The 23464-nt window shown below is 70.9% G+C and carries 17 protein-coding genes and 1 pseudogene; 7 read left to right on the top strand and 11 right to left on the bottom strand.

What is annotated here, in order from left to right; all coding sequences use genetic code 11:
• Nucleotides 1-81 precede the first annotated feature (81 nt).
• Nucleotides 82-1401, top strand: a complete 1320-nt coding sequence (locus tag OG470_RS20500) for a discoidin domain-containing protein (RefSeq protein ID WP_328414549.1) — start codon at nt 82-84, stop codon at nt 1399-1401.
• On the opposite strand, the gene OG470_RS20495 is transcribed toward OG470_RS20500, so the two are convergent.
• From OG470_RS20495 to OG470_RS20485, 3 genes are all read right to left on the bottom strand, one after another.
• Nucleotides 1356-2096, bottom strand: a complete 741-nt coding sequence (locus OG470_RS20495; RefSeq protein WP_328414548.1) for a pyridoxal-phosphate dependent enzyme — start codon at nt 2094-2096, stop codon at nt 1356-1358. The two genes, OG470_RS20500 and OG470_RS20495, sit on opposite strands and share 46 nt — an antisense overlap.
• A gap of 3 nt (nt 2097-2099) precedes the next feature.
• Nucleotides 2100-2336, bottom strand: a complete 237-nt coding sequence (locus tag OG470_RS20490) for a hypothetical protein (protein WP_328414546.1) — start codon at nt 2334-2336, stop codon at nt 2100-2102.
• 547 nt (nt 2337-2883) lie between these two features.
• A complete protein-coding gene (locus tag OG470_RS20485) occupies nt 2884-3795 on the bottom strand; it encodes a LysR family transcriptional regulator (protein WP_328414544.1) in 912 nt (303 codons plus the stop codon).
• A 71-nt stretch (nt 3796-3866) separates the two neighbouring features.
• Between OG470_RS20485 and OG470_RS20480 the strand changes: the two genes are divergently transcribed.
• The gene (locus OG470_RS20480; RefSeq protein WP_328414542.1) at nt 3867-4943 is read left to right on the top strand and encodes a YeiH family protein; all 1077 of its coding nucleotides are present in this window, start codon (nt 3867-3869) and stop codon (nt 4941-4943) included.
• A 62-nt stretch (nt 4944-5005) separates the two neighbouring features.
• Here the strand turns inward: OG470_RS20480 and OG470_RS20475 are convergent, their stop codons facing one another.
• The 3 genes and pseudogenes from OG470_RS20475 to OG470_RS20465 all read right to left on the bottom strand — a co-directional run bounded on the left by OG470_RS20475 (nt 5006) and on the right by OG470_RS20465 (nt 8332).
• The gene (locus tag OG470_RS20475; protein WP_328414540.1) at nt 5006-5134 is read right to left on the bottom strand and encodes a hypothetical protein; all 129 of its coding nucleotides are present in this window, start codon (nt 5132-5134) and stop codon (nt 5006-5008) included.
• A gap of 74 nt (nt 5135-5208) precedes the next feature.
• Nucleotides 5209-5352 (bottom strand): annotated as a pseudogene (locus OG470_RS20470) (IS3 family transposase); the annotation flags it as partial.
• Nucleotides 5353-5974: 622 nt separating this feature from the next.
• Nucleotides 5975-8332: an SGNH/GDSL hydrolase family protein gene (locus OG470_RS20465; RefSeq protein ID WP_328414538.1), complete on the bottom strand. Its 2358-nt coding sequence runs from the start codon at nt 8330-8332 to the stop codon at nt 5975-5977.
• Nucleotides 8333-8873: 541 nt separating this feature from the next.
• Here OG470_RS20465 and OG470_RS20460 point away from each other — a divergent pair.
• Nucleotides 8874-10724, top strand: coding sequence for a sialidase family protein (locus OG470_RS20460; protein WP_328426494.1), 1851 nt, complete (start codon nt 8874-8876; stop codon nt 10722-10724).
• 489 nt (nt 10725-11213) lie between these two features.
• Entirely contained in the window at nt 11214-12428 is a 1215-nt protein-coding gene (locus tag OG470_RS20455; RefSeq protein ID WP_328414536.1) for a sialidase family protein, read from the top strand.
• 68 nt (nt 12429-12496) lie between these two features.
• On the opposite strand, the gene OG470_RS20450 is transcribed toward OG470_RS20455, so the two are convergent.
• A complete protein-coding gene (locus tag OG470_RS20450; RefSeq protein ID WP_328414534.1) occupies nt 12497-14488 on the bottom strand; it encodes a beta-galactosidase in 1992 nt (663 codons plus the stop codon).
• Nucleotides 14489-14702: 214 nt separating this feature from the next.
• Between OG470_RS20450 and OG470_RS20445 the strand changes: the two genes are divergently transcribed.
• The 3 genes from OG470_RS20445 to OG470_RS20435 all read left to right on the top strand — a co-directional run bounded on the left by OG470_RS20445 (nt 14703) and on the right by OG470_RS20435 (nt 18572).
• Nucleotides 14703-15401 carry a FadR/GntR family transcriptional regulator gene (locus OG470_RS20445; RefSeq protein WP_328414533.1) on the top strand — a complete coding sequence of 233 codons (699 nt, stop codon included), beginning with the start codon at nt 14703-14705 and terminating at the stop codon, nt 15399-15401.
• Between the two features lie 148 nt (nt 15402-15549).
• Nucleotides 15550-17493 carry a sialidase family protein gene (locus tag OG470_RS20440; protein WP_328414532.1) on the top strand — a complete coding sequence of 648 codons (1944 nt, stop codon included), beginning with the start codon at nt 15550-15552 and terminating at the stop codon, nt 17491-17493.
• Between the two features lie 86 nt (nt 17494-17579).
• Nucleotides 17580-18572 (top strand): acetylxylan esterase, encoded by a 993-nt coding sequence (locus OG470_RS20435; RefSeq protein WP_328414530.1) that lies wholly within the window; start codon nt 17580-17582, stop codon nt 18570-18572.
• Between the two features lie 4 nt (nt 18573-18576).
• Here OG470_RS20435 and OG470_RS20430 read toward each other — a convergent pair whose 3' ends face one another.
• Genes OG470_RS20430 through OG470_RS20415 form a run of 4 tightly spaced genes read right to left on the bottom strand, consistent with a single transcriptional unit; the run spans nt 18577 to nt 23460 of the window.
• Entirely contained in the window at nt 18577-19509 is a 933-nt protein-coding gene (locus OG470_RS20430; RefSeq protein ID WP_328414528.1) for a dihydrodipicolinate synthase family protein, read from the bottom strand.
• Nucleotides 19506-20540 (bottom strand): ABC transporter ATP-binding protein, encoded by a 1035-nt coding sequence (locus tag OG470_RS20425; RefSeq protein WP_328414526.1) that lies wholly within the window; start codon nt 20538-20540, stop codon nt 19506-19508. Before OG470_RS20425 ends, OG470_RS20430 begins: the two co-directional genes overlap by 4 nt.
• Nucleotides 20537-22501 carry a dipeptide/oligopeptide/nickel ABC transporter permease/ATP-binding protein gene (locus tag OG470_RS20420; RefSeq protein WP_328414523.1) on the bottom strand — a complete coding sequence of 655 codons (1965 nt, stop codon included), beginning with the start codon at nt 22499-22501 and terminating at the stop codon, nt 20537-20539. Before OG470_RS20420 ends, OG470_RS20425 begins: the two co-directional genes overlap by 4 nt.
• Nucleotides 22501-23460, bottom strand: a complete 960-nt coding sequence (locus OG470_RS20415) for an ABC transporter permease (protein WP_328414521.1) — start codon at nt 23458-23460, stop codon at nt 22501-22503. The genes OG470_RS20420 and OG470_RS20415 overlap by 1 nt, the downstream gene beginning before the upstream one ends.
• Nucleotides 23461-23464 lie beyond the last annotated feature (4 nt).

Genomic DNA, 23464 nt, shown 5'->3' with positions numbered 1-23464 from the left:
CGTCTGGCCGGCCCTGCAGGTCTTCGCCGATAACAACTACTCCTCCAGCCGGCGGCCGCCGGATCCAGCCCGGGCCGGGCCGTGGACGGCGACGCGGCCACCGCCTACGTCGCCGGCCGGGCGGCACAGCCCGGCGAGTCGCTCCAGGTCGACTTCTCCGCGCCCCGACCGGTGGACCAGGTGGTGGTCCTTCAGACGGGCGGCCCGGCGAAGGCGGCGGTGCAGGTACGCCCCGTCGACGGCGACTGGATCACCATCGGCGACCTGGCCGACGGCCACACCCAACTCGACGCGCGGCGTGTGCGGGCCGATGCGGTCCGGTTGGCCTGGGCGGACGGCACGCCCGCACCGCAGGTCAACGAGATCATCCCCTGGTTCGCCGACGTCCCGCCCGCCGACGTTACCGTCGACCCGGCCAGCACCGATGCCGAGGCCGGAGGACAGCCCGCGACGGCGACCGTGCGCCTGGCCTCGACCCGGGCCGAGGACGTCACCGGCACCCTGACCGTCACCGCGCCCACCGGGCTGACGGTGCAGCCGGCGAGTCAGGACACCACGGTCCTGCGCGGCCAGGACACCGGCATCCCGGTGACCGTCACGGCCGCGGCCGGGACGCCGAGCGGGCCGTACGAGGTGCACGTCGCCTTCGTCCCGACCGGCGGCTCGCCGGTCCGCGCCACCCTGACGGTGCACGTCTATCCGATGACCGGCGACACCAACGTGGGCCTGGCCGCCAACGGGGGCATCGCGACGGCGTCGAGCACCAAGCTGAGCCTGCCGCGGTTCACGCCGGAGAACGCGATCGACGGGGACCGCTCGACCCGCTGGTCGTCCAACTACAACGACGACGAGTGGCTGCAGGTGGAACTGGCGCAGCCGCGGCGGATCGGCAAGGTCGTGCTGCGCTGGGAGGCGGCGTACGGCAAGGCGTACCGGATTGAGACCTCCTCCGACGGTGCCACCTGGACCACCACGGCCACCGTCGCGACGGGTGACGGCGGCGTCGACACCCGCCTCCGTGCCGATCCGCGGGCACCACTTCGGCAAGTGGGTGATCATATACGGGGGCGCCACCTACCAGGGGTACGCCCTGCACGGCTCCACGTGGGTCAACGTCGGCGGATCCCTCTACAACTACGGCGCGCTCTGCTTCACCCAGGGCATCGTCGACGCCAACGGCGGCACCACGGTCAACAAGCGGTCGGTACCCGGCACCGGTTACGCGATCGTCGGGTCGGTGGCGGACGGCACGACTGTCAACGTCGCCTGCTCCGCCTACGGCACCTCGCACACAGGACGGTGGGGTACCACGTCGCTGTGGAAAGGCTCACCGACGGCACCTGGGTCACCGACGCCTACCTGTGGACCGGCATGAGCGGCCCGATCAACGGCTGGTGCTGACGGTCGGGAGACGGTGCGAGCGGGTCCCGGGCCGAAGCCCGGGACCCCGGCACGTCACGCCGGGACGGATGGGAGGCCCTCGCCTCGGCGATCTGGCCGTCGGACAGCTCGTGGTCCACGAGGTCGCCGGCGAGGTACGCCCCGTACGCGGCGAGGTCCAGATGCCCTTGACCGCACAGCGCGGTGAGGATGACCTTCTCCTCCCCGGTTTCCTTGCACCGCAGCGCCTCCTCGACACACGCTGCCAGCGCGTGGGTCGGCTCGGGCGCCAGGACGATCCCCTCGGTGCGGGCGACACGGACGCCGGCCTCGAAGCACTCCCGCTGGGTCTTGGCCACCGCCTCGATCAGCCCCAGCTCGTAGATGTGCGAGATGAGCGGGGACATGCCGTGGTAGCGCAGCCCGCCGGCGTGGATGGGGTCGGGGATGAAGTCGTGCCCGAGGGTGTGCATCTTCATCAATGGGGTCATGCCCGCCGTGTCGCCGAAGTCGTACGCGTAGACGCCCTTGGTCAGTGACGGGCAACTCGCCGGCTCCACCGCGCGGATCGTGACGTCCATCCGGCCGGCCAGCTTCTCGCGCAGGAACGGGAACGCCAGGCCGCCGAAGTTGGACCCGCCGCTGGTGCAACCGACGATCACGTCGGGCGTCAGGCCTACCTTGGCGAGCTGGGCGATGGCCTCCTCGCCGATCACGGTCTAGTGCAGCAGGACGTGGTTGAGCACGCTGCCCAGCGCGTAGTTGGTGTCGGCGTTCTGCGCGGCCACCTCGACGGCCTCCGAGATCGCGATGCCCAGCGAGCCCGGGGAGTCGGGGTCCTTCGCCAGCACCGCGCGTCCGGCCGCGGTCAGGTCCGACGGGGACGGGTGGATCACCCCGCCGAACGTCTCGATCATGATCTTCCGGTAGGGCTTCTGGTCGTACGAGGCGCGCACCTGCCAGACCTCGCAGTCCAGGCCGTACTGGGAGCAGGCGAAGGCGAGCGCGGTGCCCCACTGGCCGGCGCCGGTCTCCGTGGTCAGCCGCCGGATGCCGGCGGCGGTACGCCTGCGGGACCGCAGTGTTGGGCTTGTGCGACCCGGCCGGCGAGACCCCCTCGTACTTGTAGAAGATCTTGGCCGGGGTGCCGAGCGCCTTCTCCAGCCGGTGTGCCCGGAAGAGCGGGGACGGCCGCCACAACCGGTAGACGTCGAGGACCTCCTCAGGGATGTCGACGTACCGGTCCGTGGTGACCTCCTGCAGGATGAGGTCCATCGGGAAGAGCGGCGCCAGGTCGTCCGGGCCGACCGGCTCCAGGGTGCCCGGAGGCGGCGCGGTGGGCAGGTCCGCGACGATGTTGTACCAGCGACGGGGCAGCTCGGCCTCGTCGAGCAGGATCTTGGTCGGCTCGGTCATGGCAACAAAGTTGGACCTGTCGGCGCGAATGCGGGAGCCTCCCGCGGCCCGGTCGTGTATGGGCGCAACACGGCCGCGCCGGTCTAGTCAGTCCGGCAGGCGCTGGGCCGCAGTTCGGGCGATCTGGACGAGCCGTCCAGCCGGGCCCTTCAGGCGCCCCGGCGCCAGCCAGACCGCCCGCAGCCGCCGTTGCAGGTTGAGCCCGTCCACCGGCACGGCCCGCAGTTCGCCGGTGCGCAGCGCCGCCTCGACCGCCAGGACGCTCAGTACGGCGGGTGCGACGCCGGCCGTCACGCTCACCCGTACGGCGGCGTTGCTGGTCAACTCCAGTGCCGGCGCGACGGGGTGGTATGCGTCCAGCAGCGCGTCGAGGGTGATCCGGGTGCCGGAGCCGGGCTCTCGCACCACCAACGGGGTGGCGGCCAGTTCGGTGATCGCCACCGGGGTGCGGCGGCGCGTCCACGGATGGCCGGGGTCGACCACGACGACGAGCCGGTCGTGGGCAACGACCGCGCTGCGCAGATCCCGTGGCACGCCGGGCGACTCGACGAAACCGACGTCGAAGCTGCCCTGCCGGATCCCGGCGAACACGTCGTGGGAGTTGTGCACCTGCAGATGGACCCTGGTGTCGGGCTGCTGGCGCCGGAACTCGCCCAACCAGGCGGGCAGCAGATACTCGGCGACGGTCATGCTGGCGCCGATGTTGATCTGGACGTCCTGTTCGGCGCGCAGCACCGTGGCGCCTTCGACCAGTTGCCCCGCGGCGTCCAGCACCGCGCGGGCCCACTGGACGACCAGGGCCCCGTGCGCCGTCAGGGTGGACCCTCGGGGCGTCCGGCGGATCAGGGCGAGACCGAGTTCGTGTTCGAGCCGGGCCAGCGCCCGGCTGGCGTTCGGCTGCGCCATGCCGACCGAACGTGCGCCCGCGCCGAGGCTGCCGTGCTCCGCCGTTGCCAGAAGTAGTTCCAGTACGGCCAGGTCGGGCCACTGCGCGGACATATCAAAAGTGTATGGGCCGATGCGGGATCCGGAGCTACTGCGGGCCCCGGGGCCGTGGCAGCGTGGCGGACGTGCTGAATGAAACCGCTTCACGAGAGGCGCCGGTCCCGGTGGGCACCGGCCCCACCCCCTACCCGGCGCAGGAGCCCCGCCCGTCGTGGCGCCGGCGATGGGTCGCGCTCGGGCCGGGCGTGGCGCTGTGCGCCGGTGCCGCGGGGTTGGCGCTCGCCGGCGGCCTCCTCCTACCCACGGTGAGCCCGCTGCTGATCGCGATCGTGCTCGGGCCGGCCCTGTGCAACGTCGTCCCGCTGCCGGCCGTGTTCAGCCGCGGGCTGGCCTTCGCCGCCAGGAAGCTGCTCCGACTCGGAATCGTCCTGCTCGGCCTCCAGCTCGTGCTGTCGGACATCCTCCGACTCGGCTCCGGAATGATCGCCGTCGTGGTGGTCACCGTGCTGGCGGGGCTCGTCGGCACCATGTTCATCGGCCGGCTGCTCGGCATCGGTGTCACGCAGCGGCTGCTGATCGCCTGCGGATTCTCCATCTGCGGAGCAGCCGCCGTCGCCGCAGCCGACGGTGTCGTCGACGCCGAGGAAGAAGAGGTCGTGACAGCCGTCGCGCTGGTGGTGATCTTCGGGACGCTGATGATCCCGGCGGTCCCACTGGCCGCCGAGGCGCTGGGACTGTCCACGACCCAGACGGGCCTGTGGGCCGGTGGCTCGATCCACGAGGTCGCCCAGGTGGTGGCCGTGGGGGGTACGGTCGGCGGCGCCGCCCTCGGCCTGGCGGTGGTCGTGAAGTTGGCCCGCGTACTCCTGCTCGCCCCCGTCATCGCGGTGCTCAGCTGGCGCCGGCGCCGGGTGCGCGCCGATCTCCCGGCCGGTGCGAAGCGCCCGCCGCTGATCCCGCTGTTCGTAGTGGGCTTCCTGGCGATGGCGGTGCTCCGGACCACCGGACTGCTGCCCGACGCCGTGCTGGCGGGCGCCAGGACCGCCCAGACCACACTGCTGGCCGCCGCCATGTTCGCCCTCGGCTGCGGCGTGCGCATCCAGACCCTCAGCCGCGTCGGCGTCAGGCCGTTCCTGCTCGCGTCCGGTTCGACGGCCGTGGTCGCGGGTGTTTCGCTGGTCGGGGTCCTCGCGGTCACCTGATCCGGTCCGACGGTCTCCCGGTCCGACGGTCTCCCGTCCGGTTGGCGGGAGACCGCGGCGGGTCAGGCCGGGGCGCCCGCTGGCTTCTCCTCGGCGGGAAGGTTATCCATGAACGAGCTGACCGAGAACACGGCCTTGCCGGCGCCGGCCGGGCCGTAGCCGGGCGGGCTGCTCGGCCCGTTGGCCTCCATCGTCGCGCGGTAGACCTCCAGCAGCCGGACTGAGCCGTGTCAAGGATCTTGGACAGTGTCTGGGGGTTTGCTGGTCAGGCTGCGGTACGCAGTCTGTGGTCGGTGAGGGCTTCGGCTGGGGTGCGGTAGCCGAGGGTGGAGTGCAGGCGTTGCCGGTTGTAGAAGACTTCGATGTATTCAGCGACGGCGAATCGTGCTCTGGTGCGAGTCGAGAACCGTTGCCTTTAGAGGCCACGCAAATAGGTCGGTGAGGACCGGGCGGGAAGAAGACGGGCACAGGCATCAGTGATCATGAGGGTTCCTACGCCTAGCTTGATTTTTAACCTGTGCGGCGTGGGCGGGGATTGACGGGCTTCGGCTTTTTTGCAGCTGCTGTCTTGGCGTTCGTGGTGGTCGCGGTGTGGACGTCGTAGCGCGGGGTGGGGTGGGTGTTGCGGCGGCCGGGTGGTCGTCCTGGTCCTGTACCGTGCCAAAACTCGTGTCGTTGCCGTGAGCTGGCACTTCGATGATCGTTTCAGGCTGCTCGGTGGTACTCGTTGATCAGTCCGCCAAGGCGTCGTCGCCGACGCACGGGAGCACCGATCGGAATGACGACGGTCGGGTCGTGGTTCGGTGGCCTGTGCTGGCGTCCTTGGTGCGGACGGTGGTTGTTGAAGTGGTCCACGTACTCGCCGACCACCTCCTCGCCTGGTGTACCGCTCCCCTGGATGGCCGCTGGCCGTCCTCGGCCGTGCCGGAGTTGCTCAGCGCGCCGAGGCGGCCCTGCTGGCCGCTCGCCGCGCGTGACCGCGCCGGCGGGTGGCTGCGTGCCGACCTGGGTGGGCCGCACGCAGTCAGCACTCAGCGGAGTGTGCCGAGGTCGATGGCCTCGGCCATCGCACGGTAGCCCGCGTCCGACGGGTGCAAGTGGTCGCCCGAGTCGTGTGGCGGGTTGATCCGTTGCGGGTCGGCCGGGTCACGCACTACCGCGTCGAAGTCGACGACCGCGTCGAAGTCGTCACTCGTGCGGATGAACTGGTTTACGGCCTGCCGCACGTTCTCCCGTTCCTCGGTGTAGGAGCGCCATCCCTTGATCGGCGTGATGGTTCCGACGACGACCCGCAGGCCCTGTGCGTGTGCCTGGGCGGCGATCTGCCGCAGGGCGAGTTTCAGGGTCTCCGGGTCGGGGTGATCGAGGTTGAGGATGTCGTTGACGCCCTCGAGCACGATGACCGTGCGCGCCCCGGACGTGGTCAGCATGTCCCGGGACAGGCGGGCGAACGCGTTCGGGCCACCGATCCCGGTTCCAGTGCTGCTGTCCAGGATCCGGTTGCCGCTGATGCCGCTGTTGACCACGCCGAGCGCGGTCGGTCCCGGCTCGGCGGCGAGCCGGTCGGCGAGGACGTCGGGCCACCGCACATTCGCATTGATGGTCGATCTGTCCCCGTCGGTGATCGAGTCGCCGAAGGTCACCACCGCGCCGCGCGCGGTGGAGGACCGGACGTCCACGGCTGTCGCGTAATACCACGCCGTAGTCGGCTGGGTGAACGCGGTGCCCTGCTCGTCCGCCGCGTGGTCGCCGTCCGCCGTGATGAACGACGTCTGGTACGAGCGCGGGTGCTCGGTCACCGGACCGGATGGCGTCGGGGTGTAGACGGTCACCAGCAGGTCGCCGTCCGCCGGCACGGCAAGGGAAATCGGGTCGCTGAGCACTTCGCTGCCGGCCGAGATGGTCACCGACGACGCGCCGCCGAAGGTCAGCTCGCGCATTGTGCCGGCGACTGCATCCGGTGCGTCGGGACTAGCCGCCACCGCCAGCGTCGCTCGTCCCATCAGGACCGGCGCCGTGCCGAGCGCGTTGGATAGGCGCACGCGAGCCGCGTCGCCACCCACGCTGGTGTGCACCACGTTGCGGATCGAGTGGTTCGGCATGCCCTGGTCGGCACCGGGCGTCGTCCGCGCCATGGCCGTCTGCCAGGTGCGGACCCAGTGGCCGGACGGGCGGGTGTCGAGCTTGTCCAGGTTAACGACCGCCGCCATCGCTTGGTAACCGGCGTCCTTCGGGTGTAGATGGTCGCCGGAGTCGTACTCTGCCCCTAACCGGTTCGGCACCGCGGGGTCCCGCAGCGCGACGTCGAAGTCGGCCACCGCGTCGAACGCGCCGCCGTCGCGGATGAAGTCGTTGACCGCCTGCCGCACACCTTCCAGTTCCTCGGTGTAGTTGCTCGACCCGCCGAACGGCGTGAGCGTGCCACCGGTGACCCGCAGCCCCTTCGCCTTGACCTGAGCAGCTATCTGGCCCAGCGCTGCGATGATCTTCGACGGCTCGTTGTGCTGCGGCTGGCCACCGATGTCGTTGATTCCCAACATGACGATCACGGAGCGCGCGCCGGTCGCGGTCAGCACGTCACGGTCCAACCTGGATAGCGCGTTGGGGTTCCAGGTGCTGTTGAGTAACCGGTTCGAGCTGATGCCGGCGTTGAGCACGCCGAGCCGCGTTGGCCCTGGCTCGGCGATCAATCGGTCGGCCAGGTAGTCCGGCCAGCGGTGATTCGCGTTCCGTGTCGAGTTGTTTCCATCGGTGATGGAGTCGCCGAGCGTGACCACTGCGCCGTCGGCATGTCCCAGGACGTCCACGCCGCTCACGTACGGCCAGAAAGTGACCGTCTCGGTGAACGCCGCGCCGGACTCGTCGGCCGCGTGATCACCATTTTGCGACAGGTACGAGGCCTGGTTGGCCACCTGGTGATAGGTCACCGGCCCGGACGACACCGGGGTGTACACGCTGACCAGGAGGTCGCCATCTTCCGGTACCGCAAGAGAAGTCGGGTCGCTCAGCACCTCGCCGCCGGCCGGGATGGTCACCGCCGGTGCGCCGCCGAAGGTGAGCACTCGCATTGTGCCCGCGACTGCGTCCGGCGCGTCGGGCGCATCGGCGACCGCGACCGTCACCACGTCCATCCGCACCGCCACTGTGCCGAGGACGTTGGTCAGCGAGACCCGGACACCCGAACCACCAACGCTGGTGTGCACGACGTTGCGGATGGTCCGGTCCGCATATCCGGTGGGGAGGTTGGGCACGGTGCCGGAAGCCGAGGACGACCAGGTGCCGACCCAGTCATCCGGCGGCGCCGTCGGCCGGGCGTCCTGGCCGGCCGCGAAGGCCGGGCTTGTCAGGCCGAGCACCAGCGCGAGCGCGGTACCGGCGGTTTGCGTCATTCTTTGGACATAGGACATGGGATCTCCTCGTCGTCGCAAACGAGTTTGCTACCCACCCTCGTCGCGGTCAACAGTTCTCCGGCTTTCGATCCGGTCGCGACTCAGCCTGTTCTTGGAGTGCACCACGAGGGCGGAGAGGGGTCGATGCAGATAGATGCCCCCGGTGGACTTCTCGCAGGGGATAAGGGGTTGCGGCCCTTCAACGCCGCCCGATTGGGGGGTGATGTCGAACCGCCTCATGCCGCGTTGGATGAAGAGCCCCGGGGAGGGAGGTGTCGACCAAGCCGGCCGACATGCCGCCGGAGGGCTTGCGTCGCGCGGCGCCGGACATAGGATGTCCGCCAACCTTTCGAATGTGTGGCGAGAGGTGGGCGGTACGGGCAGAGCTGCCGACGATCCGGGAGCGCAACAGGTGCGACAACCGGCAGCCCTGGATCCACCTGCCGCTCGACACGAGCCGCCCCAGCGGTGACCAGTGGAGGTATCGCATTTCATGACGAGACAGAGACACAGCCAAAGACACCGTCGACTGTTGTCCACTATGGTGGTCGCCGCGATGGCTGCCGCCCTGCTCACGAGCGGCACCGCGCATGCCGCGGAGCCGTACCACGAGGAGCAGGCGGTCTACACGGCGAACACGGACGGGTATTTCTGCTTCCGGATCCCGGCGATCGTGAAGGCCACCAACGGGGACCTGCTCGCGTTCGCCGAAGGCCGGATCAACAACTGTGACGACAGGGGCGGCATCGACCTGGTCCTGAAGCGGTCCCACGACGGCGGTCGCACGTGGGGGCCGCTACAGGTCGTATCGCGCGGCAACGGCGACACGCACGGCAACCCGATGCCGGTCGTGGACGAACGGACCGGTCGGGTCGTGCTGTTCACGACCCACAACCCGGGCACCGGAAGCGGTGGCCGCGATCCGTTCCTGCAGGTCAGCGACGACCACGGAGCGACCTGGAGCGCGCCGCGGGAGATGAACGAGCTGATGCTGCCGGAGTGGACCGCCTGGTACGCCACCGGTCCGGTGCACGCCATCCAGCTCAAACGCGGCCCGCACACCGGGAGGCTGGTGATGAGCGCCAACCATGAGTCCTTCGCACCCGACGGGCGGCACATCGCCGGCATCCACCTTGGGTACAGCGACGACGGCGGCGACACATGGCACCTCGGCGCCAGTGCCGGTGGCGCCGCCGACGACATCTTCGTCAACGAGTCGACGCTGGTGGAGTTGACCGACGGGCGGATCTACGTCAACGTGCGGGAAGCCGGCACGGCTGAGGGCACCCGGGCGTACGCAATCTCCAGCGACGGCGGCGAAAGCTACGACGCGCCGTTCCAGATGGTGCCTGAGCTGACGATGCCGGTTGTGCAGGGAGCGTTGCTACGCCTCACCGCCACCGACGAAGGTGACGCGCGGGACCGCATCCTCTTCTCCGGACCTGCCAACCCCGGCAAGCGCGAGGCCCTGACGATCCGGTCCTCGTACGACGAGGCCCAGACCTGGGAGTCCTGGCAGGAAGGCAAGGTCATCAGCTGGGGTCCGGGCGGGTACTCCGACATGGTCAAGACGGAGACCGACCCGGTCACAGGCCCCGTGGCCGGGGTGCTGTACGAAGGCGGCACGGCCGCCCTGTACGAGGTGATCCAGTTCGTCAGGTTCAACGAGGCGTACCTCGACACCCCGAACGGTTCACCGCCGGACCTGCCGCCGCCACCGGAGCCGGGACCGGCGACCCCGGACGCGGCGCCGCGCTACGACAACACCGCCTACGTGCGCGGCGGCGCGACGTTGACCGAGGGGCGGTTCGGCGACGGAATCGCGCTCGACGGCGTCGACGACCACGTGGAGGTGCCGTACAACCCGGATGTCGACCTTGAGGACAACCAGTTCACGATCATGACCTGGTTCCGGTACAGCGAAACCACCGGCAGCCACGTGATCTGGTGGTTCCACCAGGTGGGTACGGGAGCCGCGCAGATCTGGCTGCGAGCCGAACCGGCGAGCAACCGCATCCGGGGTGTCGTCGGCACCGGCCAGGGCGACGCGAACATCACCATCGCGGGCGCGTACAACGACGGGCTTTGGCACCACGTCGCCATGCAACGCACGGCGACCCGGGTCACGGTCCTCATCGACGGCGTCACCGTTGCCAACCTGGCCGCTCCCCGCGGCTCGGTGACCACCGGCAAGGAGTTCGGCATCCGTAGCATCTGCCTCGGTCAACGGATCGACGGCGTCAACCGGTTCCGCGGCGCCCTCGACGAGTTCCGCATCTACGGCCGCGCCCTGACGCCTGAGGAATTGCGGGGTGTCAGGGAACACAACGTCCCGATCGCCGGCCAGCTCCGGCTCCGCCTCCCGTTCACGACCATCAACCTCCAGCAGTAGCCGCAGCGTCGGTGCCCCGCCAGCGGTGGTCCGGCGGGGCACTACCACCTGCGCCGAATGTATTCACAGGTCACGCGTCGATAGCGGTGTTCGTCGAGGGCCGCCAGGTACTCGGAGAGAGGCGCGGAGCCGGTGAGCTTCGGCCAGGCGCGTCGATGCAGGGCGGCTTTCCAGTCGGCGAGTGCGGCCTGGAGTGCGCGGGGCGACGCCGACTGGAGGTTCCTATTCGTCATTCAAAACGATCTGGTACTGACACCCGCTTGAGCACCACCGCAGCCGCGTCGACCGCATCGTCATCCCCTCCCACGCCATCCCCGCCGAACCGTCACCCTGCCCGACGGGCCGTTGTCATCGACCTTGACCACATCGAACTCCACCATTAGCGTCTGGTTCGGACAGAGGACGTCCTACCTCGTGCCCGACCAGGCGTATCTCCGAACGATACGCAGGATCCACGAAGTGCCCCCCACCACCACGAAAGAGGCGCGCATGTCCCGGTCACCCCGTTCGATGATCACTCTCGGCGCTGTCGCGCTCGCCGCCTCCCTGGTCGTCGGGGCCCCGCCCGCGACGGCCGAACCGGCGGCACCCACGCACCGATGCGACACCTCCGTGCCGTTCGTCTCCGGCACCGAGGGCTACACCGGATTCCGGATCCCGGCCGTCGTCACCACCCGGTCCGGCATCCTGCTCGCCTTCGCCGAGGGGCGACACGGCTCGTTGGCCGATGCCGGCAACATCGACCTCGTCCTCAAGCGGTCCGGTGACGGCGGATGCACCTGGGGGCCGTTGCAGGTGGTGCAGGACCGCGGTCCGGACACCGCCGGGAACCCCGCGCCAGTCCTGACGGCGAGTGGCCGTCTCGTCCTGCTGTCCACGACCAACTCCGCCGACGCGTCGGAGGCCGAGATCATGCGCGGTGAGGTCACGGCCGAGCAGAGCCGCCGGGTCTTCGTCCAGCACAGCGACGACGAGGGAGCCACCTGGTCCGCTCCTCGGGAGATCACCGGGCAGGCGAAGGCGCAGAACTGGCGGTGGTACGCGACGGGGCCGGGCCACGCTCTGCGCCTGGCCGGCACGGCCCACCGGGGCCGGCTGGTCGTGCCCGCCAACCACTCGATCGCGCCGCCGGCCGGCTCGGCCGATCTCGGCACCGAGGCCAAGTACTACGGCGGCCATCTGCTCTACAGCGACGACGACGGCGTGAACTGGCAGATCGGGGCGGTCGACGACAACCCGGACGGCTACGTGAACGTCAACGAGTCCACGGCCGCACAGCTGCCGGACGGCCGGCTCTACCTGAACACTCGGGAGCACAACGGCAGCGGGCCGGGGAACCGGGCCGACACTTACAGCGCCGACGGCGGCCAGTCGTTGGTGCTGCCGTACCGGCCGCAGGCGACGCTGGTGGGGCCGGTTGTGCAGGCCAGCGTCCTGCAGGTGACCGGCCCGAAGGCGCCACTGCTCTTCTCCGGGCCCGCCGATCCGGCCAGCCGGGCCGCGATGACGCTGCGGATCAGCACGGACCAGGGCGCCACCTGGTGGCCGGCCCTGGCGCTGTCCGGCCTTCCCGCCGGCTACTCCGACCTGGTGCAGATGGACGCGCGTACGGTCGGTGTGCTCTACGAGACCGGCAACTTCGGCCCGTACGAGACCATTACCTTCCGCCGGATCCCCACCGGCGAGCTGAAGCCGCGAGGGTGAACCGGGGTGTGCGCCGCGGCCGGGGCCGCGGCGCACACCTCCCGGTCAACGGCGGCGCCCGGCTCCGGTCAGGAGCGCAGGACGGCGACGCCGCGCGGCGGCAGGGTGACGCGCTCGGTCGGGCGGTCCGCGTCACCGAGCAGGTCGACGGCCGGGGACGGGAGCGCCACTGTCGCCTGCGTGTCGCCGTGGTTGAGCAGGAACAGGTACGACCGGTCGTCGCCGTGGCGGCGGACGGCCTGCACGCCGTCGGGCAGGTCGGGCAGGACCGGTGCGACTCCGGCCTCCGCTCGGACCTGGTCGAGCACCGTGCGCATCAGCGCCGGGTCGGGGCGGGTCGCCAGGTACCAGGCGGCCCCGGCTCCGTGGCGGTGCCGGAGCACCGCGGGTCGGCCGGCCAACTCGCCCTCGGTGAACCTCCCCATCACCTGCGCCCCCGCCGGCTCGACGCATTCCGACCATTCCAGGCCCCGACCCTGCCGGCCGCCGACGTCCAGGCCGATCGTGCCCTCGGCGGGTAGGGGCCAGAACTCCTCCACCCGCAGTCCGAGCACGTCCCGCAACGGCCCCGGCGCGCCCCCCGGATGAAGCCGCTCGGTGCCGTCGACCACACCCGTGAAGTAGGACACCAGCAGAACCCCGCCGCGGTCCACGTGCTCGCGGAGCGCGGCGGCCGTCGCGTCCGACAGCAGGTACAGGTTGGGCACGATCACCAGGCGGTATCCGGCCAGGTCGGCATCGGGTGGCACGACGTCGCAGGTGACGTGGGCGTCGAACAGCGGCGTGTAGTGCGCCCGGTGGGCCGCCAAGAGGTCCAGCGGGGCCGGGTGAGCCTCGCCCTCCACCGCCCACCAGTTCGGCCAGTCGTGCAGCAGGGCCACCTCGGCCCGTACCCGGGTGCCGGCCAGTTCGGCCGTGGCGGCGACCTCGGCGCCGAGGTCGCGCACCTCGCGGTGGGTCCGAGTGTGCGCACCGGCGTTCGGCAGCATCGCTGAATGGAACTTCTCGGCGCCGCCCGCCGCCTGCCGCCACTGGAAGAACAGCACCCCGTCGGCGCCGTGGGCGACCGCCTGCCAGCTCCACAGCCGCATCACTCCGGGCGGCTTGGGGGCGTTGCGCTCCCGCCAGTTGACCGCGCTCGGTGCCTGCTCCATGAGCAGCCAGGGTTGCCCTCGACGGGCCGAGCGGACGAGGTCGTAGCCGAACCCGGCGTCGATGTGCGTGCGCGGGTCGTACGGGTCGGGATAACTGTCGAGGCTGACGACGTCCTGCTCGGCGGCCCAGCGGAAGGAGTCGATCGGCTTGTGCACGACGCCGGTGAAGTTCGTGGTCACCGGGACGTCCGGGGTGTGCCGGCGCAGGATGTCGCGTTCCAGGGTGTAGCAGGCGAGGATCGCGTCGTTGCTGAAGCGGGCAAAGTCGAGCTTGTGGGCGGGGTTGCCGAAGGTGGGCGCTGTGCGCGGGGGCAGGACCTCCGACCAGTCGTCGTAGCGCTGGGACCAGAAGGTGGTGGACCAGGCGGCGTTGAGCCTGTCGACGTCGCCGTAGCGTTCGCGCAGCCAGCGCCGGAAGTCCGCCGCGGACACGTCGCAGTAGCAGGCCCGCACGTGGCAGCCGTACTCGTTGCCGATGTGCCACAGCCGCAGGGCCGGGTGGTCGCCGTAGCGGGTGGCGACTTGTTCGACCAGCCGGGCGGCGTGTTCCCGGTAGACCGGGCTGGACGGGCAGTAGTGCTGGCGGGCGCCGGGCCAGAGCGTCACGCCGTCCGCCCTGCTGGGTAGCACCTCGGGGTGCAGCCGGGACAACCAGGGCGGTGGCGAGGCGGTCATCGTGGCCAGGCTCGCGCCGATGCCCGCCTCCGCCAGGCGGTCCAGCACCCGGTCGAACCAGCCGAAGTCATACTCGCCGGGCCTGGGCTCCACCCGGGCCCACGCGAAGATGCCCACCGACACCAGCGAGACGCCCGCCTCCACCATCAGCTTCATGTCCTCGGCCCAGACGTCCTCCGGCCACTGTTCCGGGTTGTAGTCACCGCCGAACATGATTCGGGGCATGGTCATCCTGACTCCACTCCTCGTCGCCGCGGTGCCGCCAGATGTCCCGATTCGGGCGAGGCGGACATGGGATGTCATCCGTCAACCGGGCACATTAGGTGGGGGCGTGGTGACCGTCAAGGCGGGGCGGGTGTAAATTCCGGCCCACCGCCCCGCTTCGTCAGGGCCATGACGTGGGATGTTCGGAGCGCGAGAAGACATGCGGAGTGTGGGAGGCAGCATGCGGGCACGCACGAGGGAGACCCTGCAGGACCGCATCGTCGCCCTCATTCACGATCGTCAACTCGCGCCCGGCGCCCCGATGCCGACCGAGCCGCAGTTGATGGAGCTGCTCGGTGCCAGCCGCAACAGCGTGCGGGAGGCGATCCGCGCCCTGCAGGCGCTGGGCATCGTGGAGATCCGGCACGGCTTCGGCACGTTCGTGGGGCATGCGCCGCTGGACGTCCTCACCCCGTCGCTGACGTTCCGGGTGCGCACCCGGCCCGGGCACGGCGTGCGGGCGCTGCACGATCTGGTGGCCGTTCGCGAGATTCTGGAGACGGGGCTCATCGCCTCGGTGGCACTCGACGTCAGCGAGGCCCGCCTGGCGGCCCTGGACGCCCTGGTCACAGCGATGGCCAGGGACAAGGAGGCGGACCGGGCCTTCCACTCGTTGCTCTACGAGTCCTGTGACAACGAACTCGTGCTCCAGTTGATCGGGCTGTTCTGGGACGTCTACCACGAGGCGGAGCCGGCGCTCGGGCCACCCGAGGACCGGGCGGCGGACATCGTCGCCAATCACCGGCGGATCGTCGAGGCGCTGCGCAACCGCGACGGTAGCGGCGCCCAGGAGGCGATGCGCCGGCACTTCCGCGACGTCAAGGCCAGGATCACCCGGGCCGAGCGCTGGCTCGCCGAGGCGGGTCAACAGCCGGGCTGATCCATCCGGTGCGGTTCGGGGCGGCCGGCCCCGGCTGCCCGACTCGTCGGCGCGCGTCCCGGTGGTCGATGGTGAATTGCCCCTTCCGGACATCCCACGTCCCACATAGGATGACCGGCACCATCACCGTCGACCTGAAGGGCGCGACATGAGAGAAGGGCATCGAACACGGCACCCCGCCGGCGGGCGTGGGTACCGCCGCCAGGCCGGCGTCCTGCTGGCCGTGGCCAGCCTGCTCGCCAGCACGCTCACCGCGCCGTTCCCGGCGGGCGCGGCCGAGGCGGGCGGCGCGCGGCCCGGGGCGCCAGGTGCCGCCCCGTTCGTCGACGAGCAGGTGCTCTACGGGCAGGGTGAATTCGGGTACGCCTGCTTCCGGATCCCGGCCGTCGTCCGGGCGGCGAACGGCATGGTCCTGGCGTTCGCCGAGGGCCGGGTCGACGACTGCGGCGACGACGGGGACATCGACCTGGTGCTGCGCCGGTCCGCCGACGGCGGACGCACCTGGGGGCCGCTCCAGGTGGTCGTCCAGGGCGACGGCCGAACCCGGGGCAACCCGGTGCCGATCGTCGACGAGCGCACCGGGCGGGTCGTGGTGGTGGGGACGAGCAACGGCCCCGCCCCGTGCCCGAACGGCTGCGACCGCGACCCCTACCTGGTCACCAGCGACGACAACGGTGCGACCTGGTCGCCGGTACGGGAGCTGACCGAGGCCAAGCGCCCGGAGTGGAACTTTTGGTACGCCACCGGGCCGATGCACGGCATCCAGCTTGAGCGTGGCCCGCACGCTGGGCGGCTGGTGGTCGGCGCTAGCTTCGAGAGCTACGACGGGGTGAGCCCGCACGTCTACGGCACGCACCTGCTCTACAGCGACGACGGTGGATTGACCTGGCAGATCGGCGCGGAGACGTCCCGGGACGACGGTTCGGTGATCGCCCAGGAGGTGACCGTCGTCGAGCGGACGGACGGCCGGATCTACGCGCTGGCCCGCGAACGGGGCACCGACCCGGGGCATCGGGCGTACGCGGTCAGCAGCGACGGCGGGCAGACGTTTGACGCACCCTTCCGGACCATCCCCGACCTGGAGACGCCCGACGTCCAGGCCGCGCTGCTGCGGTTCGGCGCGACCGACGCCGGCGACGGCCGGAACCGGATCCTGCTCTCGTCTCCCGCCCACCCGGTGGCGCGGGAGGTGATGACGGTTCGTTCCTCCTTCGACGAGGGGCGGCGCTGGCAGAACTGGGACGAGGGCAAGGTCTTCCACTGGGGGCCGAGCGCGTACTCGGACCTGGTCCGGCTGGATGGCGACGAGGCGGCCCTGCTGTACGAGGCGGGGCAGGCCAGCCCGTACGAGACCATCCGGTACGCCCGGTTCAACGAGGCCTACCTGGCGACCCCGAACGGCACGCCGCCGGGGATCCCGGGCCCGCCGGCGCCGGGCCCGACCACCCCTGACACTTCGCCCCACCACAACCCGGCGTACGTCCGCGGCGGGGCACAGCCGACGGCGGGGCGCTACGGCGACGGGCTGGCGCTGGACGGGGTGGACGACCGGATCGAGGTGCCGTTCGACCGCTCGGTAGACCTCGGGGGTGGGGATTTCACGTTCGCGACCTGGATCCGGTACGCGGAGACGAAGGGTTCGCACGCCATCATGTGGGCGTACCGCACCGGTGGCGGCACGACGCCGCAGGTCTGGCTGAGGGCGGAGCCGGCCAGCAACCGGATCCGCGCATTGATCATGGTGGACCGCTTCAACATCTCGGTCTCCTCGCCGAAGGCGTACAACGACGGACAGTGGCACCATGTGGTGCTGCAACGGGTCGACGGCCGGCTGGTTCTGCGGGTCGACGGTGCCGAGGTGGCCGCGGCGGCGGTGCCGCCCGGATCCGTCACCGCCGGTAAGGAGTTCGGTGTGCACGGCATCCATCTCGGGCAGCGGGTGGACGGCGTGGACCGCTTCCGCGGCACGCTCGACGAGGCCCGCCTGTACCGCCGGGCGCTGTCGCCCACCGAGCTCGAGCTAATCCGCGAGCGGAACCTGCCGATCGGCGGCCAACTCGGCCTGCGGCTCCCGCTGGACACCGTGCGCTGACCAGCTGCCGCTGACCAGCACCGCGGCGCCCACCATCCGGTGGGCGCCGCGGTGCGCCCGAGGACGAACCGATAGGGGAGGACGCTGTGCTCACCGACTGGCCACTCGACACGCTGCGCGACTACCGGCCCACCCGGACCGAACCCGACGACTTCGACGAATTCTGGACCGCGACGATCGGCGAGGCCGCGGCCGCCGCCTGGCCGGCCCGTCTCGACCCGTACGACGCGGGGTTGGCCGCGGTGGAGGTGTACGACGTCACCTTCGCCGGTTACGCCGGCCAGCCGATACGCGCATGGCTGCTGCTGCCCCGCCACCGGCCCGCCCCGCTGCCCTGCGTGGTCGAGTACATCGGCTACGGCAGCGGCCGTGGCCTGCCGCACGACTGGCTCTTCTGGAGCGCCGCCGGCTACGCCCACCTGGTCATGGACACCCGGGGCCAGGGCGCTGCCGGCTCGCTGGCCGGGGACACTCCCGACCCGGACCCGTCCGGGGCGCCCCAGGGCAACGGCTTCCTCACCCGGGGAGTCACCGACCCCGGCAGCTACTACTACCGCCGGGTCTTCGCCGACGCGGTGCGGGCCGTGGCGACCGCCCGGCTCCTCCCGCAGGTCGATCCGACCCGGATCGTCGTCGCCGGGGGCAGCCAGGGCGGTGGCATCGCGCTCGCCGCGGCCGGGCTGGTCGACGGCCTGGCCGGAGTGCTCGCCGACGTGCCCTTCCTGTGCCACTTCCGCCGGGCGATCGACGTAACCGACGCCGGCCCGTACGCGGAACTGGCGTCGTACCTGCAGACCCGCCGCGGTGAGGTGGACCGGGTGTTCAACACCCTGGGGTACGTCGACGGGGTCAACTTCGCGTCCCGGATCACGGCCCCCGCGCTGCTGTCGGTGGCGCTCATGGACCGGATCTGCCCCCCGTCGACCGTCTTCGCCGCGTACCACCACTGCGCGAGCGCGGACAAGGACATCGTGGTCTGGCCCTACAACGGGCACGAGGGAGGGGCCGGCTTCCAGCGGGCGGAGCAGCTGCGCTGGCTCGGCAAGCGGGTACCCGTTGGCGGCCCCTCGACCCCGTGACGACTCAGAGCAGCCCGGCGTCGGCCAGGTACCGGCCGACCCGGGCGGTCTCCTCGCCGTTCAGCGGCACCTGCGGCAGGGCGGTGGTCGGATGGTCGATGATCCCCCGGAGGTGCAGCGCCGCCTTGAACGCGCCAAGCGGTGAGGAACTCATCCCCATCCGGTGCGCTCCCACGAACACCAGCTCGAACATCCGGAACAGCCGCTCCTGCTCCGTCCGCGCCGCCACCCAGTCACCCTTGGCCGCGGACTGGTACAGCCGCACGTAGCCGTCCGGGTCGACGTTGCCCAGGCCGGGCACGACACCGTCGGCGCCCATCCACAAAGCCGAGTCGACGGTGAGCTCCGAACCGGTCAGCACGCTGAATCCGGTGAGGTCCGGCCGGTCCCGCCGGCCGAGGAGCAGCCCCCGCAGGCCGGCGTCGTCGCCGCTGGAGTCCTTGACACCGGCCAGCACCCCGTCTGCGGCCAGCCCGAGCACCAGCTCCGCGCCGAGCTTGGTGTGCACCGACACCGGCAGGTCGTACGCGTACAGCGGCAGGCCGGTCCGGTCGGCGATGGTCCGGTAGTGCGTGTCGATCTCCACGGGGTGGGTGCGGGCGTAGAACGGCGCGGTGGCGACGAGTCCCGCCGCCCTGGCCTTCGCGGCGACCCGGGCGTGGTCCAGCACCCGTGGAGTGGTCATGTCTATGACGCCGGCGAGCACCGGCACCTGACCCGCGACGTGACCGATCACCGTGTCCAACACGATCCGCCGGTGCGAGTCGGGCAGGAAGGCCACCTCCGACGAGGAGCCGAGCACGAACAGCGCGTCCACCCCGCCCCGGAGCTGGTGGTCGACGAGCCGGGTGAGCGACCGGATGTCCACCTCGAAGTCGGGGGTGAGCGGGGTGCACACCGGGGGAATGACGCCGGTGAGTGCGGCGGCGATGGTCATGGACGCTCCTGTGCTTGGCTGATCAGTTCGAGGTCGGTGGCGCCGACCGGTACGGGGTGGTGGCAGCGGAACAGGTGCCCGTCCGTCCGGCCCTGCACCGCGGGGAGTTCACGCGCGCAGGTGTCGTCGTCCGCCTTCCAACATCGGGTGCGGAACGGGCACCCGGACGGCGGCCGGGTCGCCGAGGGGACGAGGCCGGACAGCGGGATCGGGTCGATCGGCGAGAGCAGGCCCGGGGTCGCGGAGAACAGCGCCCGCGTGTACGGGTGCCGTGCCTGCCCGGGCACGGACCGGGCGGGTGCCTGCTCCACGATCCGCCCGAGGTACATGGTGACCACCCGGTCACTCATCCGCCGTACCGTCTGGATGTCGTGCGAGACGAAGACCATGGCGAGCCCGAGCTGGTCCTTGAGGTCCAGCAGCAGGTTGAGGATCTGGGCCCGCACCGACACGTCCAGCGCGCTCGTTGGCTCGTCGGCCACCACCAGGTTAGGTTCCAGCGCCAGGGCCCGGGCGATGGCGACCCGCTGCCTCTGCCCGCCGGAGAGCTGGCCGGGCAGCAGGTCGGCGGAGCTGGCCGGCAGTCCGACGAGGTCGAGCAGCTCACGGACCCGCCGCTCTCGCTCGCCCGGTGCCCCGCGCCGGTGCACGTCCAGCGGGTCCCGCAGGATCTGCCGGACGGACAGGCGGCGGTTCAACGCGGTCGACGGGTCCTGGAAGACCATGCCGGTCGTGGCGCCGATCATCCGGCGGCGCCGCGACTCCGGCGTTGCCCACACGTCCTCGCCCCGGAAGCGGACGGTCCCGGCGGTCGGGCGCTGCAGCGCGACCAGCACGCGGGCCAGCGTCGACTTGCCGCAGCCCGACTCGCCCACGATCCCGACCGTCTCCCCGGGCGCGACGATGAGATCCGCGCCGGTCAGCGCGTACACCCGGTCGCGGGCGAAGAGGCCACCCGAACGGGCCCGGTGGACGACGTGCACGTCAGCGAGTTCCAGCAGGGGGGTGCCTGTCGGTTCGGTCGGGTTCACCGGGCCTCCGTTCCCGCCGTCAGCGGCTGGGTGAGCGTGATCGCCGGGTGGTGGCAGGCCGCCGCGTGGCAGCGTTGGTCGCCGACCAGGTCGGGGGCGACGGCGTGGCACACGTCGGTCGCCATGGGGCAGCGGTCGGCGAACCGGCAGCCGGCCGGGAAGTCGGCGGGGGACGGGACGACGCCGCGAATCTGGGACAGCCGGGACGCCCCAGCTTCCAGAGACAGCACCGAACCGAGCAGCCCCCGGGCGTAGTGGTGGGCGGGTGTGCCCACGAGTTCGGCCGTCACGCCGGTCTCGACGATCTGCCCGCCGTACATCACCACGACCCGGTCGGTCACGTCGGCGACCAGGGCGAGGTCGTGCGAGACCAGGATCAGCGCGAAGCCGAGTTCCGCGCGTAGCCGCAGCAGCAGCTGGATCACCTGTGCCTGCACCGTGACGTCCAGCGCGGTGGTCGGTTCGTCGGCGATGATGAGCTTGGGGTCACGGGACAGGGCCATGGCGATGAGGACCCGCTGGCGCTGGCCGCCGGAGAGTTCGTGTGGGTAGGCGGAGAGGGTGCGGTCCGGATCGAGCCCGACCAGTTCGAGCAGCTCCGTCGCGGTACGCCGGCCGCCCCGCCGGATCAGCTGCTTGAGCTGGGCGCGGACGGTCATCGCCGGGTTGAGCGACGAGAGCGCGTCCTGATAGATCATGGCCAGGTCGTGGCCGAGCAGCCGCCGTCGCGCCGTGCGGGGCATGCGGAGCAGGTCGGCACCGGCGAACCGGATGGTGCCGCGGATCCGGGCCTCACGCGGTTGCAGGCCCATGACGGTCAGGGCAGTCAGTGACTTGCCGCAGCCGGATTCCCCGACGAGCCCCAGCACCTCTCCGGGTCGGACGTCGAAGGAGATCCCGTCGACGATGTCCACCCCGTCATGTCGGCCGTCGAAGCCGATGGCGAGGTTGTCCACCTCGAGGATCGGTGGGCCGTCGGGCAGTGGGCGGGCCCGTTCGGCGAGCCGGCGGGCGGCTTCGGCGAGCCCGGGCAGTTCGGTGACCTCGCCCGATCCGGGTCGGGCCTGCTCGATCGTGTCGACGTCGCCGGGGCGCCGGGCCGGTGGGCGGCGGGCGGCCGGTGTGGCCCAGGCGTCGGAGATGCCCTCGGACAGGATGTTCAGGGCCAGCACGGTGAGGAGGATCAGCAGGCCGGGGAAGACGGTAGCCCACCACCCGCCGAGCAGCACCAGGTTCTTGCCGTCGGCGATGACGCTGCCCCAGGAGGGGTCGGGAGGGCGGACGCCGGCGCCGATGAAGGACAGCGACGCCTCGAACACGATCGCGTCGGCGACCATGACGGTGCAGAAGACCAGGATGGGTGCGGCGCAGTTGACCGCCACGTGCCGGACGAGGATGTACGGCGTACGGGCGCCGATGATCTTCTCGGCGGCGACGTAGTCCTCGCCGTACTGGGCGAGCACGTTCGCCCGGACGATGCGGGCGACGGGCGGGGTGTTGAGGAACCCGATCGCGGCCACCAGGACGCCGACCCCGCCGCCGAAGACCGCGACCAGGACGGCCGCCAGGGCGATGCCGGGGAAGGCCATGATGACGTCCAGGACGCGCATGACCCCTTCGTCCACCCACTTGCGGGAGGTGGCCGCGAGGGCCCCGATCACGGACCCGGCGAGCAGCGCCAGGCTGGTCGCGCCGAGCCCGATGAGCAGTGACCACCGGGCGCCGTGCAGCAGGCGGCTGAAGATGTCCCGGTTGGCGCTGTCCAGGCCCATCCAGTGGGTGGCGGAGGGGCCGCCGCCGGCGGAGTGCTGGGTCAGCGGGGAGTGCGGCGCGATGATCGGGGCGAGCATGGCGGCGAGGGCGACCACCACCAGGACCCCGAGCGCGACCCAGGACAGGGGCGGGAGCCGGCGGAATCCGATGCCCGATCGGGCCAGCCGTTCGGTGAGTCGTCGACGCATCAGCCGGCACTCCTCAGGCGTGGGTTGACCAGTAGGTAGAGGACGTCGACGACGAGATTGACCACGACGAAGCCGGTGGCGATGGTCAGCACGACGCCTTGCACCACGGCCGGGTCGCCGTTGGTCACTCCGTCGATCATCAGCTTCCCCATGCCGGGGAGGGAGAAGATCGTCTCGATGACCACCGCGCCGCCGAGGAGGTAGCCGACCCGTAGGCCGAGCACGGTGAGGGGATTGATCAGCGCGTTGCGCAGCACGTTCCGACCGACCACGACGACGGGCGGCAGGCCGCTGCCGATCGCGGTGCGTACGTAGTCCTTGTCCAGCTCCTCCACCATCGACGTCCGGACGATCCGGGTGAGCTGAGCCGCGACGGGTAGCGACAGGGCCAGTGCCGGCAGGGTCAGCGAACGCAACCAGCCGGTGAAGGAGTCGGCCGGGTTGATGTATCCGCCGGTGGGGAAGAGGCCGGCGTCGACGGCGAGGTACTGGATCATCAGCAGGGCAAGCCAGAACGACGGTGCGGCGACACCCGTCAGCGACAGCACCCGGATCAGCTGGTCCGGCCAGCGGTCCCGGAAGATCGCCGCGGTGACGCCGAAGAGCAGGGCGGTGACCACGCCGATCAGCAGGCCGAGGAAGGTCAGTTGCAGGGTCAGCGGCAGCGCGGTGAGCACCGAGTCCAGCACGGGTGACTTGGTCAGGACGCTGGTGCCCATGTCGCCCTGGGCGAGCTCGCCCACGAACCGGAGGTAGCGGATCGGCAGCGGATCCAGGAGGCCGTTCTCCAATTGGAACTGATGGACCTGTTCCGGTGTGGGGTTCGCGCCCTGGAAGTACGCGTACTCGGGCTTGTTCTCTGAGAACCGCATGACGATGAAGACGAACAGGATCACGCCCAGCAGGAGCGGGATCAGGATGAGCAGGCGGCGGACCAGCATTCTGGCGATGACTGCCACGGTG

This window comes from Micromonospora sp. NBC_00389, from assembly GCF_036059255.1.
Classification (GTDB): domain Bacteria; phylum Actinomycetota; class Actinomycetes; order Mycobacteriales; family Micromonosporaceae; genus Micromonospora.
Note: the sequence above shows the minus strand (reverse complement) of the source record. Positions and strands in the feature narration are given on the sequence as shown.